The organism is Rhizobium sp. P2_G2, assembly GCF_056403555.1.
This window is the reverse complement of sequence record NZ_JBFUFF010000038.1, coordinates 1-15,230: the sequence shown is the minus strand read 5'-3', so window position 1 is coordinate 15,230 and position 15,230 is coordinate 1. Positions and strand designations below refer to the sequence as shown.

At 61.3% G+C, this 15,230-nt stretch carries 16 protein-coding genes; 9 read left to right on the top strand and 7 right to left on the bottom strand.

Annotated elements, in window-relative coordinates; translation table 11 throughout:
• Position 1: 1 nt before the first annotated feature.
• Positions 2 to 970 carry a helix-turn-helix domain-containing protein gene (locus AC1D06_RS23570; protein WP_477988230.1) on the bottom strand — a complete coding sequence of 323 codons (969 nt, stop codon included), beginning with the start codon at positions 968 to 970 and terminating at the stop codon, positions 2 to 4.
• Positions 971 to 1,336: 366 nt separating this feature from the next.
• Here AC1D06_RS23570 and AC1D06_RS23565 point away from each other — a divergent pair, with 366 nt between their 5' ends.
• Both AC1D06_RS23565 and AC1D06_RS23560 read left to right on the top strand, forming a co-directional pair.
• On the top strand, positions 1,337 to 2,218 hold the full coding sequence (locus AC1D06_RS23565; RefSeq protein WP_477988229.1) for a hypothetical protein: 882 nt from the start codon (positions 1,337 to 1,339) through the stop codon (positions 2,216 to 2,218).
• Between the two features lie 12 nt (positions 2,219 to 2,230).
• Positions 2,231 to 2,809 (top strand): YceI family protein, encoded by a 579-nt coding sequence (locus AC1D06_RS23560; RefSeq protein WP_477988228.1) that lies wholly within the window; start codon positions 2,231 to 2,233, stop codon positions 2,807 to 2,809.
• A gap of 145 nt (positions 2,810 to 2,954) precedes the next feature.
• On the opposite strand, the gene AC1D06_RS23555 is transcribed toward AC1D06_RS23560, so the two are convergent.
• The 5 genes from AC1D06_RS23555 to AC1D06_RS23535 are packed head-to-tail and all read right to left on the bottom strand — an operon-like array spanning position 2,955 to position 7,557.
• Complete coding sequence (locus tag AC1D06_RS23555) at positions 2,955 to 4,187, bottom strand: ABC transporter substrate-binding protein (protein WP_477988227.1); 1,233 nt, start codon at positions 4,185 to 4,187, stop codon at positions 2,955 to 2,957.
• A 31-nt stretch (positions 4,188 to 4,218) separates the two neighbouring features.
• On the bottom strand, positions 4,219 to 5,178 hold the full coding sequence (locus tag AC1D06_RS23550) for a branched-chain amino acid ABC transporter permease (RefSeq protein WP_477988226.1): 960 nt from the start codon (positions 5,176 to 5,178) through the stop codon (positions 4,219 to 4,221).
• Positions 5,175 to 6,056 (bottom strand): branched-chain amino acid ABC transporter permease, encoded by an 882-nt coding sequence (locus AC1D06_RS23545; protein WP_477988225.1) that lies wholly within the window; start codon positions 6,054 to 6,056, stop codon positions 5,175 to 5,177. The genes AC1D06_RS23550 and AC1D06_RS23545 overlap by 4 nt, the downstream gene beginning before the upstream one ends.
• On the bottom strand, positions 6,053 to 6,769 hold the full coding sequence (locus tag AC1D06_RS23540; protein WP_477988224.1) for an ABC transporter ATP-binding protein: 717 nt from the start codon (positions 6,767 to 6,769) through the stop codon (positions 6,053 to 6,055). Before AC1D06_RS23540 ends, AC1D06_RS23545 begins: the two co-directional genes overlap by 4 nt.
• On the bottom strand, positions 6,766 to 7,557 hold the full coding sequence (locus AC1D06_RS23535) for an ABC transporter ATP-binding protein (protein ID WP_477988222.1): 792 nt from the start codon (positions 7,555 to 7,557) through the stop codon (positions 6,766 to 6,768). The genes AC1D06_RS23540 and AC1D06_RS23535 overlap by 4 nt, the downstream gene beginning before the upstream one ends.
• Positions 7,558 to 7,786: 229 nt before the next feature.
• Here AC1D06_RS23535 and AC1D06_RS23530 point away from each other — a divergent pair, with 229 nt between their 5' ends.
• From AC1D06_RS23530 to AC1D06_RS23500, 7 genes are read left to right on the top strand one after another with little or no spacing between them, the layout of a single operon-like run.
• The gene (locus tag AC1D06_RS23530) at positions 7,787 to 8,977 is read left to right on the top strand and encodes a cytochrome P450 (protein WP_477876249.1); all 1,191 of its coding nucleotides are present in this window, start codon (positions 7,787 to 7,789) and stop codon (positions 8,975 to 8,977) included.
• Positions 8,977 to 10,002, top strand: a complete 1,026-nt coding sequence (locus AC1D06_RS23525) for an amidohydrolase family protein (protein WP_477988221.1) — start codon at positions 8,977 to 8,979, stop codon at positions 10,000 to 10,002. The genes AC1D06_RS23530 and AC1D06_RS23525 overlap by 1 nt, the downstream gene beginning before the upstream one ends.
• A gap of 27 nt (positions 10,003 to 10,029) precedes the next feature.
• Positions 10,030 to 10,944, top strand: a complete 915-nt coding sequence (locus AC1D06_RS23520; protein WP_477988219.1) for an ABC transporter substrate-binding protein — start codon at positions 10,030 to 10,032, stop codon at positions 10,942 to 10,944.
• A gap of 42 nt (positions 10,945 to 10,986) precedes the next feature.
• On the top strand, positions 10,987 to 11,655 hold the full coding sequence (locus tag AC1D06_RS23515; protein ID WP_477876246.1) for a 4-carboxy-4-hydroxy-2-oxoadipate aldolase/oxaloacetate decarboxylase: 669 nt from the start codon (positions 10,987 to 10,989) through the stop codon (positions 11,653 to 11,655).
• Positions 11,648 to 12,202: a cupin domain-containing protein gene (locus AC1D06_RS23510; protein ID WP_477988218.1), complete on the top strand. Its 555-nt coding sequence runs from the start codon at positions 11,648 to 11,650 to the stop codon at positions 12,200 to 12,202. The genes AC1D06_RS23515 and AC1D06_RS23510 overlap by 8 nt, the downstream gene beginning before the upstream one ends.
• Position 12,203: 1 nt before the next feature.
• A complete protein-coding gene (locus AC1D06_RS23505; protein WP_477988216.1) occupies positions 12,204 to 13,445 on the top strand; it encodes an NAD(P)/FAD-dependent oxidoreductase in 1,242 nt (413 codons plus the stop codon).
• A gap of 31 nt (positions 13,446 to 13,476) precedes the next feature.
• A complete protein-coding gene (locus tag AC1D06_RS23500; protein ID WP_477988215.1) occupies positions 13,477 to 13,797 on the top strand; it encodes a 2Fe-2S iron-sulfur cluster-binding protein in 321 nt (106 codons plus the stop codon).
• Between the two features lie 384 nt (positions 13,798 to 14,181).
• Here AC1D06_RS23500 and AC1D06_RS23495 read toward each other — a convergent pair.
• Positions 14,182 to 15,230 (bottom strand): NAD(P)(+) transhydrogenase (Re/Si-specific) subunit beta (locus AC1D06_RS23495; RefSeq protein ID WP_477988213.1); only part of this gene is annotated, 1,049 nt, incomplete at its 5' end.

Here is a 15,230-nt window from a genome sequence, read left to right as displayed (position 1 = left end):
CTCAGTCGCCGGATTTCAAGACGTCGGTCGGTGCACAGTCGAACAATTCGCGGAAGCTGCGGTTGAAATAGGAAATGTCGTTGAAGCCCGAGGAATAGGCGACTTCGGCAATCGTTTTGCCGCCCCTGACATCCTTGATCTGCTCGATCTTTTCACGCGCATAGCGCAGCCGCTTGTCACGGATGACGGTGGTGCAGGTGATGCCCACACCCTGGAAATCCTGCTGCAAGGTGCGGATCGACACGCCGATACGGGTTGCCAGCCATTTGGCCGAAAGATTGCTGTCGGTCAGATGGCGGTCGATCAGGATATCGACCATCTGCAGGCGTCTTGCCGCGCTGTCATGCAGAGATTGCAGGTTGGGCAGCGTCGGGGATTCCGAGACGAAAGCCTGGCGCGTCGCATCGAACATCAGCGCACGGAGATTGGCCGAACTCGCATCGGATTCCGGCGTCGACAGGATCTTGGCGATCAGTGCGCGCAGCATGATCGCCATCGGATCGAAGCCTTCGAGCTTGCGGGCGATATCGAACTTGCTGCGCTGTTCCGAATACATGATCTGGCGCGGCAAATGCATCGACAGGTGATTGGAAAAATGACCGCCAAAATGGAATGTGGTCGGCTTGGTCGAATCCACCAATATGCAGTCGCCGACATCCAGCATGGTCTGCTGGCCGAGATGATCGACGCCACAAAAGCCCTGAAGCTGGACGATGAGGAAGAGATGTTCGGCGGTGTCGCGTCTTATATCGTCCCAATTGCGGTGCACGAGGTCGAGATCATTGGAAACATGGGCGAACTGCATGCCGCAGACGTCGATGCCACGTGCCGCGCCGCGGACCGGCCTGCCACGTTCCGTGAGCCGCGGGTTGAAGCGACCGCAGATCGCGTGCAGATCATCCGACCATTGCTCGTAGGAGACCGGCAGCCATTGTTGCGGGACGAGATTGGCGCTGCTGAGTAGTTCCACCGCTGCCTCCCAACAGTCAGGTTGAATATGCCTGGTTCATACCAGCGATACGCTAGTTAACATATGAAGCATCTCTTTTTTGGCTGCGAGAGTCAATCGGGCCGGCTCCGCGCATGCTGGAGAGGGCCATTTCCAGGTCCAGATGAACTTCGATTCACCACCGAGCTCACGGGGATGACTCCGTGTTTTTGACGGCCTACATCGAGAAACTCGCGCAATTTCCGTCTCCCGCATCACAATCCGCTCACATCATCGTGAAGTCCCGTGTCCGCAAAGTCATTTGTGCGGGCCAGCCATGCCCGCTAACCGTAATAGTTAACATGTTTACTTGTTTGGCCCGTGTCCTTCGACTTAAAGGAAATTCCCGTGCTGGCTCAGATAGTTCTGTCTACGCTCATCGGCCCCATGGTGCTGGGCGGGCTGGCCTATTTCGTCGGAACCTTCCGCGCCGGGGCTGAAACCGGCCTGTTGGCCGCATGCCTGTTGCTGGCGGTCGTCATCGCCTACCTGACATTGGAAGGCTGGCCCGGTTGGCCGCCGGTGTCCTCCAAGCAGAAGCTGCCTTTCATCCTCGCCGCGGGTGCGATCGTATTCGGATTTTGGCCAATCGCGCTTCGGAAGTTGGGAACAAAGGGCATCATGGTGGTGTTTGCCGMGCTCTTGATTGTGCCGCTGTTGTTGATCGGTACGCATATCGTAGCGCGGAAACCAGTGGAGTTCTCGATTGCCGCCGCCGCTCTGGCCGTTACCCTGATTTCAACCATGCTGACGCGCGATCATGCCGCCCTTCCGCGGCCGATACAGGTCGCGCAGATCGCTGCCGGCACATCGGCACTCGTCGGATTGGCGCTTGTCGCAGCCTTTGGAGCCTTCGTTGGAATGGCACAGGTCAACGGCGCCGCAGCGGCGGTGCTCGGAAGCACTGTGCTTCTCGCCATAGGCGCGAGCCTGTTTCCACGTAAATCCGGAGAAGCGCTTCCGCCAGGCGTTTTCTTCACGGTGAACTGGCTCTTCGCGACTTTTGCCGGATTTACGGCGCTCTACACACCGCACGCATCCGGCATCGCCATTTTGCTTTCGTCGCTTTGCCTGGCCATTCCGCCGCTGCTTCGTCTTTCTCGCCTCAAGGTGTTTCTCAGACCGGGTATCGCTTCGCATCTGGTCGCATCCATCGCCGTTGGAATTCCGGCGCTCGCAGCTGTCGCCTGGGCGGCAACCGCCTTCATCGTTCAACAAAACGCTCAATAACGGAGGAGAGCTATGAATAAAGTCCTATTTACCGCGGCAGTCTTGTCGCTGCTGTCGTCGGCCGCATTCGCCGCCGATAAATATGAGATCGACCCACAGCACGCCTGGATCGGTTTCAAGGTGAACCATGCCGGCTGGTCCAATGCCCATGGGCTTTTCCAGAAAGTCTCTGGCGAAATCGAATTCGACAAGACCGACGTGACCAAATCGTCGATGTCGCTCGACATCGACGCTACGTCGATTGCCACCAATTTCGCTCAGCGCGACTCCGACCTGAAGAGCCCCGATTTCCTCAACGTCGACGAATTTCCGACGATCACCTTCAAAAGCACCTCGGTCGAAAAGACTGGCGAGCGGAGCGGCAAGGTCACGGGAGACCTGACATTGGCGGGGATAACGAAGCCTGTGGCACTTGATGTCACCTGGAATGCGGAAGCGCCGCTGCCCTGGGACAAGAACACGATCAAGACCGGCTTCTCGGCCGTCGGCTCGTTCAATGCGGTCGATCTTTTCGGGTTGAAGAAACTCGCTGACTATGGTCTTGGACCGGACATCAAGCTCGATATCGACGTTGAAGCCATCAAGAAGTGAGGCATCTCTTCCGTTGTCCGCAATGACAGCGAACCGCATGCAGCGGTCAAACCTTCGACTGCTGCATGCACTTGCTCTGAACCTTTAGGTTCCCGCGACAACGCGGACGCCAGAACCGGCGTCCGCGTTTTGTCATTCCTGCGGATTATTCCTTGGTGTCGCCCTCGAAATCCAGGACGCCGCCGAGCGGGACATATTTCTGGCCGTCGAACTGGTAGAGCTGAAGCGCCTCTATCGGGTAGATGTCGGAGCCTTCCTTCGTCGTCATCGCAATACCGTCGAGCAGCAGAGGGTTCTTCCAGCCATCCATGTTGTGGACGACCTTCATCAACTCCTCGCGGGTCGGCTGCTTGAGCTTCTCAAGCGACTGGATGAGGGCGTCGCCGATGGCATAACCGGTCTGGCCGATCGTGTTGGCGAAAACGAAGTTCACCTTGGCCGCCTTGATTGCCTCGAGATAACGGTCGACACCTTGGTCGCCGGATTTCTGATCGCTGATGATGGGCTTGAGGAAGCCGGATGTGATGATGTCCTTGGCATTGTCGAGGCCGACGGACTGGAGGACCGGATAGGCCGACGACAGGTTAGTGACCAGGGTCAAGGGCTTCCAGCCGCTTTCGGCTTGAAACCGGATGGCCTCACCGCCCTGGCGAGGTGCCGCGATGATGACCAGGGTGTCAGCGCCCGACGCCTTCAGGGTATTGAGTTGAGTCTCGACCGTGGGGTCCTGGGACGTCACTGGCTGGCGTTCGATCACCTTGATGGTGGAGCCGTCGATCGCGCGGTCGAAGGCCTTCATGAAGGTCTCGCCCGTCTCGGTGTTCAGGTAAAGGAAGGCGACCTTCGCGTCAGGCTTGTGCGTCTTGAGGTATTCGGCGAACGAGTCAGCCTCGGTCGAGAAGGACGGCACGAAGCCGACCTCCCACTTTGGGGCGTTCAAGGAGATCACACCGGAATACATGAAGAGGTTCGGAACTTTCTTCTGGGTGATGTAGCGTCCGATCGCGAGATTGTTCGGGGTAGCGGCAGTGCCGACGAGAGCGAACACCTTGTCCTTCTCGACCATCTTGCGGACATTCGCCAGCGTGCGCTGCGGATCGAGGCTGTCGTCCTCGATGACGAGTTCGATCTTGCGGGTCTTGCCGTCGCCCATCTTGACGCCGCCCTCGGCATTCGCCTGCTCGATGCGGGCGCGGATGCCTTCCGCAACGCCGCCGACGATGGCGACGGGACCCGTCAGCGGACCGGTAACACCGATCTTGACCGTGTCGTCGGTGATACCTGGCGATTTTTCCGCGGCGCCGGCTTGGGAGGCGGCGAGCAGCGCGGCCATAGCCAACTGCATCGTGCATCCCTTCAGCATGGAGATCAGTCTCATTTCAATTCCTCCCATTTCGACGGCAGGCATCTCAGCCGGCCGTCCTCCGAAAAATCACCGAAAGCCATTTTTCGATGAAACCAGTGACCCCGTTGCGCGCGACCATCATGACGAGGATCAGCGCCAGGCCGTAAATCAGGTTACCGAGACTGAGGTTGATGTCAGATGCCCAGCTCGGAACGAAGACCATGAACAGTCCGCCGACAAACGCCCCGACGACGCTGGTGACACCGCCGACAATGCTGCCGATCACGATGTTGATGGACAGGATCGCCAGGAAGGATTCCGGGCTGACGAAGCCGCTGATAATGGCGAACACGCCGCCGCCCAATCCTGCCAGCGCCGAGCTTGCGGCAAACGCCCATAGCCGCGTCCGCGTCAGGTTCACGCCGAGCGCCTGGGCGATCTGCGGATTGTCGCGCTGTGCCCTGAGCGCGCGGCCGACGTCACCGAACAGCATCAGCGACACGAGAAGGGCGCCGATACCCGCGCAGGCCAGAGCTATGAGGTAGAGCCAAAGTTCCGGAGTGTCCGTCATGATATCGGGCGTTTCGGGAGCGTCGATCGGAAGCCCCGAGACGCCGCCGGTCAGGCTGCCCATCTTGAGCAGCAATTGCGGGAACGCGGCCGCGATGCCGAAGGTGACGATGGCGAGTTGCAGCCCTTGCAGCCTGAGCGCCGGAAGCCCAATGACCAGGCCGATGACGGCCGCCACCGCAGCCGAGACGGGCAGCGTCGCGAGCGGCGGGATGCCATAGGTGGCGTTGAGGATCGCCGTGACATAGGCGCCGATGCCGAACAGCGTGCCCTGCGCCAGGCAAATCTGCCCAGCAAAACCCATGAGCAGATTCAAGCCCAGGATGGCGATGGCATAGGCGATTGCGACCGCCACCTGTTGGAGCGCGTAACCCGGGGCGAAGACCGGGATCAGGATCGCCACGATCGCGAAGAAGCCGAACTTTGCCGCAACGGCACGGAATCCGTCATTCATAGTTTCGTCACCTTGTAGGAACCGAACAGGCCGACGGGCTTCACCAGCAGGATGAGCAGCGTCAGCGCGATGGGAACCGCGATGCGCATGTCGGCGCCGATGAATGTGAGGTAGCTTGCGCCCAGGCTTTCGGCGACACCGACGGCGAGGCCGCCGACGATCGCGCCGAGCGGGCTGTCCCAGCCTCCGAGCGTGGCGGCGGCAAGGCCATAGAACAGGATCGGCGTCATCATCGTCGGGCTGAGGAATAGGCGCGGCGCGATCAGGATCGCGGCCAAGGCCCCGATCACGGCGGCAAAGCCCCAGCCCAGCATCAGCATGCGTTCGACGTCGACACCGACAAGGACGCTGCGGGCATGGTCGAAGGCGGCCGCGCGCATCGACAAGCCGAGCCTGGTGAAGCGGAAGACGAAACCCATCGCCAAAGCGATGACCAGCAGGATGGCGAGCGTCCCGACCGAGGAGGCGAGAACGCGGACGTCACCGACATTGAAGCCGCCATCGGGAAAGAGGCTCGGAAATGACAGCTGTTCCGCCCCCCAGATCCACATGCAAGCGGCCTGGAACAGAACAAGGATGCCGAGCGTGATGACGACGACCGCTTCCACGGGAGCATTCATCATCGGCCGGATAACGATGCGGAAAGTCGCGACGCCGATGATGAACGCCATTGCGAGGCTTGCGAGGATGGCGAGCCAGAGCGGCACGCCCCAATGCATCAACTGCCAGGCGGTATAGGCCGAAAACGTGGCCATCTCGCCCTGGCCGAAGTTCACGACATTCGTCGCCCTGAAGATCAGGACCAGCGCCAACGCCAGCGCGGCGTAGATTGCACCCGTCGTCAATCCGCTGACGACGAGCTGGAAGAAGAGGCTCATCCGGCAACTCCCAGATAGGATTTCTTGATGTCTTCGTTATCGAGCAGTTCGCTCGCAGCCCCACTCGCGACGATCTGGCCCGCCTCGATGACGAAGGCCCGGTCGGCATATTGAAGGGTGATGTCGACATTCTGTTCGACCACCAGCAGCGTCATGCCGTGGTCTTTGTTCAGCGCCTTGAAGATCGCCAGGATTTCCTGGGTGATCGCGGGCGCCAGTCCAAGCGACGGCTCGTCGCACATCAAAAGCTTGGGCCTGGACATCAGCGCACGCGCCACCGCGAGCATTTGCTGTTCACCGCCGCTCAGGTTTCCCGCCAGCTGGTCGCGCCGTTCGCGCAAGCGGGGAAAGGTCGCGTACCAGCGCTCCTTGTCTTCCCTCACCTGCGCGCGGCTGGACACGATCGTCGCACCGAGCGACAGATTTTCGTCCACCGTGAACTCGGTGAAAGTGCCGCGGCCCTGCGGTATATGCGCAATACCCATAGCGAGACGTTTTTGCGCGGCGATCCTATCAAGCGCTTTTCCGGCGTAGGAAACCGAGCCTTTGAAGGGAAGCAGACCGGAAACGGCGCGCAGCAGCGTCGTCTTTCCCGAGCCATTGGAGCCGAGCAGGCCCACGAACTCGCCATCGCCCACTGAGAACGAGCAGTCGAACAGCGCCTGCGTCTTGCCGTAGAATACAGACAGGTTCTTGATGTCCAGAACTGTCATGCCGCCCTCCCGAGATAGGCGGAGATCACCGCGTCGTTCGATTTGATTTCGGACGGGGTGCCCTCGGCCAGGTTGCGGCCCAGGTGGAAGACCACGATCCGGTCGCAAAGGCTCATCACCAGACCCATGTGATGCTCGATGAGAAGAATGGAGAGGTTGCGGCTGCGCCTGATCCTGTCGACCAGCGCCCCGAATTCGTGGACCTCGCCATGCGTCAGCCCGCCGGCTGGCTCGTCGAGCAGAAGTATTTTCGGCTCGGCCGCGAGCGCCCGGGCGATTTCCATCCGCTTCTGCAAGGGATAGGGAAGCGATCCCGCCGCGCGAGACGCGAGGTTCGCCATGCCGACCTCTTCCAGGACGGCAAGCGCCTTTTCGCGCGCGGAGCATTCACTCGCCCTTGCGCGCAGCGGCGCGAAGATCGCCTGCGCAAACTTGCCGCCCAGGCGATGGTGCGCGCCGAGCATGACGTTGTCGAGGACCGTCATCGAAGCGTAGATGCCGAGGTTCTGGAATGTCCGGGCGACGCCCATGCCGATCATGTCGCGCGGTCTCGCACCCTCGATCGGCCTGCCGTCGAGCCTGATATTGCCGGTGCCGTAGCTCACGAGCCTGGTCACCGCATTGAGAAAGGTGGATTTGCCCGCGCCGTTCGGGCCGATCAGCCCGCAGATCTCAGCCGACCCCACGCAAACCGACACGTCCGTCAGGGCCTTGATGCCGCCGAACTGCACAGAGACGTCCCGCGCGTCCAGCACGGGGCGCGTCTCGGCGATGCTGCTTTCGTTCACTGATTTCCTCCCTCCCGGAGCGGCTCATCCGACAGGCCATCGATTTCTCTTATTGACAGCCGATCCCGCTTTGGATACCTTTCAGTATCTGAAGACGTTATGGTATGTCAAGTGTCAATCGTATCCGGATTGCCTTGCCGGAACGCCCGGAAGATGCCCACCGTCGGGTTGGAGACGATGGCGGAGAATTTAGCGACGGCCCCCGAATCGGGGCGATGGGAGGAAATCGATGGCGGACATCAACACCGAACTGACGGGCGAGAACCTCTACAGGGACCCCTACCCGGTCTATGCGCGGCTGCGCGCCGAAGAGCCCGTGGCCTTCTTCGAAGGAACGAAGGAATATTTCATCACCCGGTTCGACGACTGCCGCACGATCGGCGGCAACGACAAGATATTCGGGCCGTCCGGATCGGCCGACCGGCCCGAAGCCCGGGTCATGGGCATGCCGAACGTGCTGACCATGTCTGGCGAGGACCATCAATGCCTTCGCCAAGGTATCGACGAGAACCTCACGCAGGAACGCGTGCGCTCGTTCGTCGAGGGTCTGACGCGGCCGGTCGTGCAGCGTTACATCGACTCGATCAGGAAGAACGGAGCGGCCAACCTCACCGCCGAGCTTTTCGAGCCGATCTCGGTGCGCTGCATCGGCGATGTCATCGGCCTGACCGAGACCCCCAACGAGACGCTCGTCGAATGGTTCCACGCGATGGCGCTCGGCCTGCAAAATGTCGGCAACGATCCGGCCGTGTGGAAGCGCCTGGACGATGCGCTTGCCGATATCGACAGGCAGATGGGCGACCTCTACCAGGCCTGCCTCACCAGGCCCAATAATTCCCTTCTCAGCCATGTCATGTATGGCGGCATGCCGAAGGGCGAGGTTCGCAGCTGGGAGGAAATCTCGCCGACCATGCGTGTCATCATCCTCGGCGGCCTGCAGGAGCCGGGCCATGCGGCGGCGAATGCCTGCGCCGGTCTTCTTTCCAGTCAAGACCAAGCCAGGGCGATGGCGGAGCAGCCTCAGGAAAACGCCATGCGCGCCTTCGACGAAGGCCTGCGTTGGATTGCACCGATTGGCGTGACGCCGCGGATCGCCATGCAGGACTTCGAGATCGCCGGCACCGTGATCCCGCGGGGATCGTCGGTCGCGATCGTCATGGGTTCGGCCAATCGCGACGAAACGCGGTTCGAGGACGCCGACCGCTTCGACATGTTCCGGAAGAAGAAGCAGCACCTTTCGTTCGGCTTCCGTCCGCATTTCTGTTCGGGCCACTTCCTGTCCAGGGCCATGGGCGAGATCGCGCTCGCGGAAGTCTTCCGGCAGCTCCCCGAACTCCGGCTCGATACGTCGCGGGAGATGACGGGCAAAGGCTGGCGGTTCCGCGGCATTTCCGACCTCCCGGCAAAGTGGAACGCCTGATGTCGCTGATCATCGACTGCCACGGCCATTTCACCACCGAACCGCCGGAGCACCACGCCTTCCGGACTGCCCAGGTCGCTTACGCGGAGGGCAAGTCCTCCGCGCGGCCGGTCTATGCGGGCATTCCAGACAAGCAGCTTCATGACATCATCGAAGCGAACCAGATCAGGATTCAGCGCGAGCGCGGCTCACACGTCACGCTTTTGAGCCCGCGCGCATCCGGCATGGGACACCACGTGCCGGGACTGTCGGTGGCCAAGGAGTGGTCGCGCCTGTCGAACGACAATGTCGGCCGGATCGTCGACATGTTCCCCGACAACTTTGCCGCCGTCTGCCAGCTTCCGCAGACGGTCGACGGTGATCTGTATGATGTCATCAAGGAACTCGAGCGCTGCGTCGAAAACGGCTTCGTCGGATGCAATCTCAATCCCGATCCGTCAGGCGGACGCTGGAGCGCTCCGCCGATCTACGATCCCTGGTGGGACCCGCTTTGGAAGGCGATGGTCGCGCTGCAGGTCCCCGCGATGATCCACGTGTCCAGCTCTTGCGAGCGTTGCCTGCACATGACGGGTGCGCATTACATCAATGCCGACACCGCCGTGTTCATGCAGCTTATCCAGGGGGACCTGTTCCAGCGCCATCCGGACCTCAAGCTGATCATACCGCATGGCGGCGGGGCCGCGCCCTATCATTGGGGCCGTTACCGCGGCCTGTCGATCATGCTCGAAAAGCCTGATCTCGGCACGCATCTCATGAACAATGTCTTCTTCGACACCTGCGTCTACCACCAGGCTGGCATCGACACGCTCTTCCGCGTCGTCGACGTCAAGAACATCCTGTTCGGTTCCGAACTGCTGGGCGCGGTCAAGGCGACCGATCCCGAGACCGGACATCCGTTCGACGACACCAAAAGATATATCGACGGGCTCACCCTCGACGACGAACAGAGACACGCAGTCTTCGAAGGAAATGTGCGGCGGGTCTATCCCCTCCTGGACAAGAGACTGCGCCAGCGCGGCCTTTGAAGCCCGCAATCATCACGGAGAAATCACATGGCTTTCAGCCAACATCTCAGCCTCGCCGGTGGGGCACAAGGGTTCAACTGGCTTCCGGTCTTCGTGGCCGAAGAGCACGGTATTTTTACCAGGCACGGACTGACCATCGAATACAAGAAGATGGGCACTGTCGACAAGGCGACCAGCGCCGTCGTCGACGGCGAAGCCGACCTGGCGATCACACCACCGGAAGGCGCGGTCTCGAACTTCGTCAACGGCGGCGCGCTGAGGGTCATCGCATCGAACGCCAACCGGCTGCCGATGTCATTGGTCGCTCGGCCTTCGATCAGGTCAATCAGGGAGCTCAAAGGCAAGAAGATCGGGACGTCGTCTCTCACCGAGGGGACAGCGATCTACACCCAGATGCTGCTGTCCAAAGAAGGCTTGCAGTATCCGGGAGACTACGAATTCGAGCTTGCGGGCATCCATACCAAGCGCTGGGAAGCCCTGCAGGCTGGAGAGATCGACTGTGCACCGCAGCCCGCACCGTGGAATTTTCTGGCTGAGCGGCAGGGCTTCAATCTGATTGGCGAGATCAATGACATCATTCCCGAGATCGTTTTCGCCGCTGTCATCGGCCGCAAGAGCTGGCTGGACGCCCACGGTGACGTGGTTGTTCGTTTCCTCCAGGCGCTTCTCGAAGCCTACGCGATTGCCAACGACGCCGGACGGGAAGACGTGACACTTCCGATCTTCCAGCGGATCACCACGACGGACGACCCGAACCTCGCTTCCCAAGGCCTTCGCTACATGCGGGACATGGGCATGTGGCCGGGCAACCTGTCGATCCCCCGCAAGGCCATGGACACGACAGTGGATCTGATGATCCGCGCCAACCTGCTCGGCGAGGCCAATCGGTCCAAGGCCGGGGACGTGTTCGACAGCAGCTTCCTCGAAGCTGCGGCCGCCTGACAATACGTTGAGGCATCTCGAGGACATGCTAGGAGATCTCACATGAAGGTAATGACGAGAACACCGCGAGCGGACCGCGAGACCTGCGAGGCCCTCGGCAGGCTGGGCGTCGCAACTGTCCACGAGGCCCAGGGCCGCAAGGGTTTGCTGGCCCCGTATCTGCGTCCCGTGATCGAAGGTGCGCGCATCGGAGGCACGGCACTCACCTGCGAGGTTCCTCCCGGCGACAACTGGATGATCCACGTCGCCCTCGAAGTCGCGCAGCCCGGCGACATCCTGGTTGTCGCGCCGACTTCGCCATGCACGGACGGATATTTCGGCGACCTGCTTGCGACCTCATGCAAGGCGCGGGGAATTCTCGGTCTCGTGATCGACGCCGGTGTCCGCGACGTCGCCGACCTGCGCGCGATGAAGTTTCCGGTTTGGGCCAAAGCGATATCGGCACAGGGGACGGTCAAGGAGACGCTGGCCAACGTACAGGTCCCCATGGTCTGCGCCGGAGCGTACATCGAGCCGGGCGACGTCATCGTCGCAGACGATGATGGTGTCTGCGTCGTCAAATGCGATGAGGCCGCCGCGGTGCTGGAAAAGGCCCGAAAGCGCCAGCGGATGGAAGATGAGAAACGCTCGCTCTACGAGTCGGGCAAGCTCAGCCTCGACATCAACAACATGCGTCCGCAGCTCAAAGCGAAAGGCCTGATCTATGAATGAGGCGACAGAAATTCGCATTCCCCGGCGCGTGGTCACGGGTATCAGGGACGGCAGGTCGATCTTCGTCAGCGACGGCCCGACACCGAACGCCCATGCCTACGACGCGGTGCCGGGTCATCTGACCTCGGTTCTCTACGCCACCGCGGCGAAACCCGTCCTTCCTCAGCAGCATGCGGAACAGGCCCCGCCACAGATCTTGATCACGCCCCAGCCTGGCGAGACGAGACTGATGATCGTGGTCTTCCCACCGGATTCGGTGTTCGCCACAGTCGACCCCGCCGCCGCGTTCGAGGAGCAGGCGATCCACATCCCCGGCCTGATCCAGGCCTTCGAGCCTGATGCGCCCGGCATGCACACGACCAACACTATCGACTACGACATCGTGCTCGACGGCGAGATCTGGCTCGAGCTCGACGACGGCGCCGAGACCTTGCTCAAGCGGGGCGACGTGGTTGTCCAGTGCGGCACCCGCCACGCCTGGCGCAACAAGAGCGGCAGGTCCGCGACGATGTGCTTCGTCCTGATCGGCGCCGAAAGAAGGCACTGAGATGAAGCTGGACACCCTCAACCGCTCTTTCGATTGCGTCATTGTCGGCGGCGGGCACGGCGGCGCACAGGCCGCGGCCGCGCTCAGACAGTCCGGTTTCGCTGGAAGCATCGCGCTCATCGGCGCTGAACCGGACGTGCCCTACGACCGTCCGTCGCTGTCGAAGGAATATCTCGCGGGTAAGAAGACATTCGACAGGATGCATCTGCGCCCCGAGGATTTCTGGACGGCGCGTCAGGTGGAACTGGTCCTCGGCAGCCGCGTGACCTCCGTCGATCCCACCGCCCATGCCGTCCTGACCGACCGCGGCGAACGGTTTTCCTACGCCAAGCTGATCTGGGCCGCAGGCGGCGATCCGAGGAAGCTTTCCTGCCCCGGCAGCGATCTCGCGGGCATTTTCTCCATCCGCAGCAAGGCGGACTGCGATGCTCTCGTCGAAGTCCTTCCGAAGGCTGAGAAGATCGTCATTATCGGCGGCGGCTATGTCGGCCTCGAGGCGGCCGCGGTGTTCCGTGAGCAAGGCAAACAGGTGACGCTGGTCGAAGCACTCGACCGTGTGCTGGCCCGTGTGGCCGGCGAACCCGTGTCGCGGTTTTACGAAGGCGAGCATCGCTCGCACGGAGTCGACATCCGCCTCAACAGCGGAGTCGCTTCCCTTGACGGAGCGGACGGACGCGTGACGGGCGTCGTTCTTTCCTCCGGCGAAAAGATCGCAGCCGACCTGGTCGTGGTCGGAATCGGCATCGTTCCATCGGCCGCGCCGCTGATAGCTGCGGGAGCGGAGGGTGGAAACGGAGTGGACGTGGATCAATATTGCCGCACGTCGCTCGACGACATCTATTGCGTCGGCGATTGCGCCCGGCTGTGCAACGGCCGCGGCATCCGGATAGAATCGGTGCAGAACGCGACGGACCAGGCGACGACCGCGGCGAAAGCGATCTGCGGTGAAGCCAGGCCTTACGAAGCGACGCCCTGGTTCTGGTCCAATCAATACGACCTGAAAATGCAGACCGTCGGTCTCAATCATGGCTTCGACACTATCGTCACGAGAGGCGATCCCGCGACCAGAAGCTTCAGCGTCATCTACCTCAGGAACGGAGCGGTTCTCGCGCTGGACTGCGTCAACGCGCCACGTGACTACGTGCAAGGCCGGAAACTGGTGGAAAGCGCGGTGAGGATCGATCGCGACATTCTTGCCGACACATCGAAACAACTCAAGGAAATCGCCCTCGAAACGCAGTGAGCGTCGAGGCAGGAATGAAGGCGGAGAAAACATGGCTACGATATCGGTGCGCACCAGGGACGGCGAACTCCACAGTTTTGGCGGACGCGTGGGAATGTCGCTGATGGAGAATATCAGGAATGCGGGGCTCGACGAGTTGCTCGCGATGTGCGGCGGGTGTCTGTCCTGCGCCACCTGTCACGTCTATGTCGAGCGGTTTTCGCAAAGCGCCAGCCTCGCCTCACCGTCGGTGGATGAAAGCGAATTGCTGGAAGGCTCGGATTATCGGCAGGACAACTCCCGGCTCTCCTGTCAGATACAATTCAGCGAGGCCCTCGACGGCATCGTCGTCGCCATCGCTCCCGAAGAGTAAGCCGGGGATACCATTCCAGGCCGGGTCGCGAACGCAGTCGCGGCCCGGTATTTCTGTGTTGCAAGCGGCTCGCTATTTCGAAGTAAAATGTCTGTCGCCGGTGCAGATCTCAGATGCTTGGTCATGGTCGCACAGACAGCCGTTGCCGGAGCCACGCAGCGCCGTAGCGATCAACCCGGCCCATATCTATGAAGATGACGTTGTAGATGATGGCGTGCTGAAAACGCATTGTCGTGCGTTAAGACAGGCTTGGCCCGGACGGTCCTCCGTTCGAACGAGTTCAGGAAAGCCCGAAGCCGATACAAAGGAACGCGTGGCTGACAATCTCCGGAGAATGCTTCGGCTGGCGGGACATTCCCGCCAGCCAAACTATGATCGAAACACTCAATGCGCCATCGCCTTGACGATTTCCTCGGTGACCTTCTTGGCGTCGCCGAGCAGCATCATGGTGCCGTCCTTGTAGAACAGCGTGTTGTCGATGCCGGCATAGCCCGAACCGAGCGAGCGCTTGACGAACAGGCAGGTCTTGGCCTTGTCGACGTCGAGGATCGGCATGCCRTAGATCGGCGARGWCTTGTCGTCGCGCGCCGCCGGATTGGTGACGTCGTTGGCRCCGATGACATAGGCGACATCGGCCTGGGCGAATTCCGAATTGATGTCTTCGAGTTCGAACACATCGTCATAGGGCACRTTGGCTTCGGCRAGCAGCACGTTCATATGGCCCGGCATGCGGCCGGCCACCGGATGGATGGCATATTTGACCTCGACSCCSGCCTTCTTSAGCGTGTCGGCCATTTCCCTGAGCGCATGCTGCGCCTGCGCCACCGCCATGCCATAGCCCGGCACGATGATCACCTTGGATGCATTGGCCATCAGATAGCCGGCATCCTCGGCCGAACCGAGCTTGACCGTCTTGTCGGAATTATCCTGCGCCGGCCCACCCGTCTCGCCGCCGAAGCCGCCAAGGATGACCGAGATGAACGAGCGGTTCATGCCCTTGCACATGATGTAGCTGAGGATCGCGCCCGACGAACCAACCAGCGCGCCGGTGATGATCAGCGCCAGATTGCCGAGCGTAAACCCGATGCCGGCGGCGGCCCAGCCGGAATAGGAGTTGAGCATGGAGACGACGACCGGCATGTCGGCGCCGCCGATCGGGATGATCAAGAGCACGCCGAAGGCAAGCGCCAGAAGCACGATCAACCAGAACACCACATGGCTTTCGGTGACGACCAGCACGCCGACGAGAATGATGATCGCGGCGAAAATCGCAGCATTGATCACATGCCGCATCGGCAGCATGATCGGCTTGCCCGACATGCGGCCATCAAGCTTGAGGAAGGCGATGACCGAACCGGTGAAGGTGATGGCGCCGATGGCGACGCCGATCGACATTTCCACCAGCGCCTGGGCATGAATAGAGCCGACGTCAC

Coding starts and splice junctions, on each gene's coding strand:
- AC1D06_RS23560 (WP_477988228.1), top strand. CDS start 2,231: ATGAATAAAGTCCTATTTACCGCGGCAGTCTTGTCGCTGCTGTCGTCG.
- AC1D06_RS23555 (WP_477988227.1), bottom strand. CDS start 4,187: ATGAGACTGATCTCCATGCTGAAGGGATGCACGATGCAGTTGGCTATG.
- AC1D06_RS23550 (WP_477988226.1), bottom strand. CDS start 5,178: ATGAATGACGGATTCCGTGCCGTTGCGGCAAAGTTCGGCTTCTTCGCG.
- AC1D06_RS23545 (WP_477988225.1), bottom strand. CDS start 6,056: ATGAGCCTCTTCTTCCAGCTCGTCGTCAGCGGATTGACGACGGGTGCA.
- AC1D06_RS23540 (WP_477988224.1), bottom strand. CDS start 6,769: ATGACAGTTCTGGACATCAAGAACCTGTCTGTATTCTACGGCAAGACG.
- AC1D06_RS23530 (WP_477876249.1), top strand. CDS start 7,787: ATGGCGGACATCAACACCGAACTGACGGGCGAGAACCTCTACAGGGAC.
- AC1D06_RS23525 (WP_477988221.1), top strand. CDS start 8,977: ATGTCGCTGATCATCGACTGCCACGGCCATTTCACCACCGAACCGCCG.
- AC1D06_RS23520 (WP_477988219.1), top strand. CDS start 10,030: ATGGCTTTCAGCCAACATCTCAGCCTCGCCGGTGGGGCACAAGGGTTC.
- AC1D06_RS23515 (WP_477876246.1), top strand. CDS start 10,987: ATGAAGGTAATGACGAGAACACCGCGAGCGGACCGCGAGACCTGCGAG.
- AC1D06_RS23510 (WP_477988218.1), top strand. CDS start 11,648: ATGAATGAGGCGACAGAAATTCGCATTCCCCGGCGCGTGGTCACGGGT.
- AC1D06_RS23505 (WP_477988216.1), top strand. CDS start 12,204: ATGAAGCTGGACACCCTCAACCGCTCTTTCGATTGCGTCATTGTCGGC.
- AC1D06_RS23500 (WP_477988215.1), top strand. CDS start 13,477: ATGGCTACGATATCGGTGCGCACCAGGGACGGCGAACTCCACAGTTTT.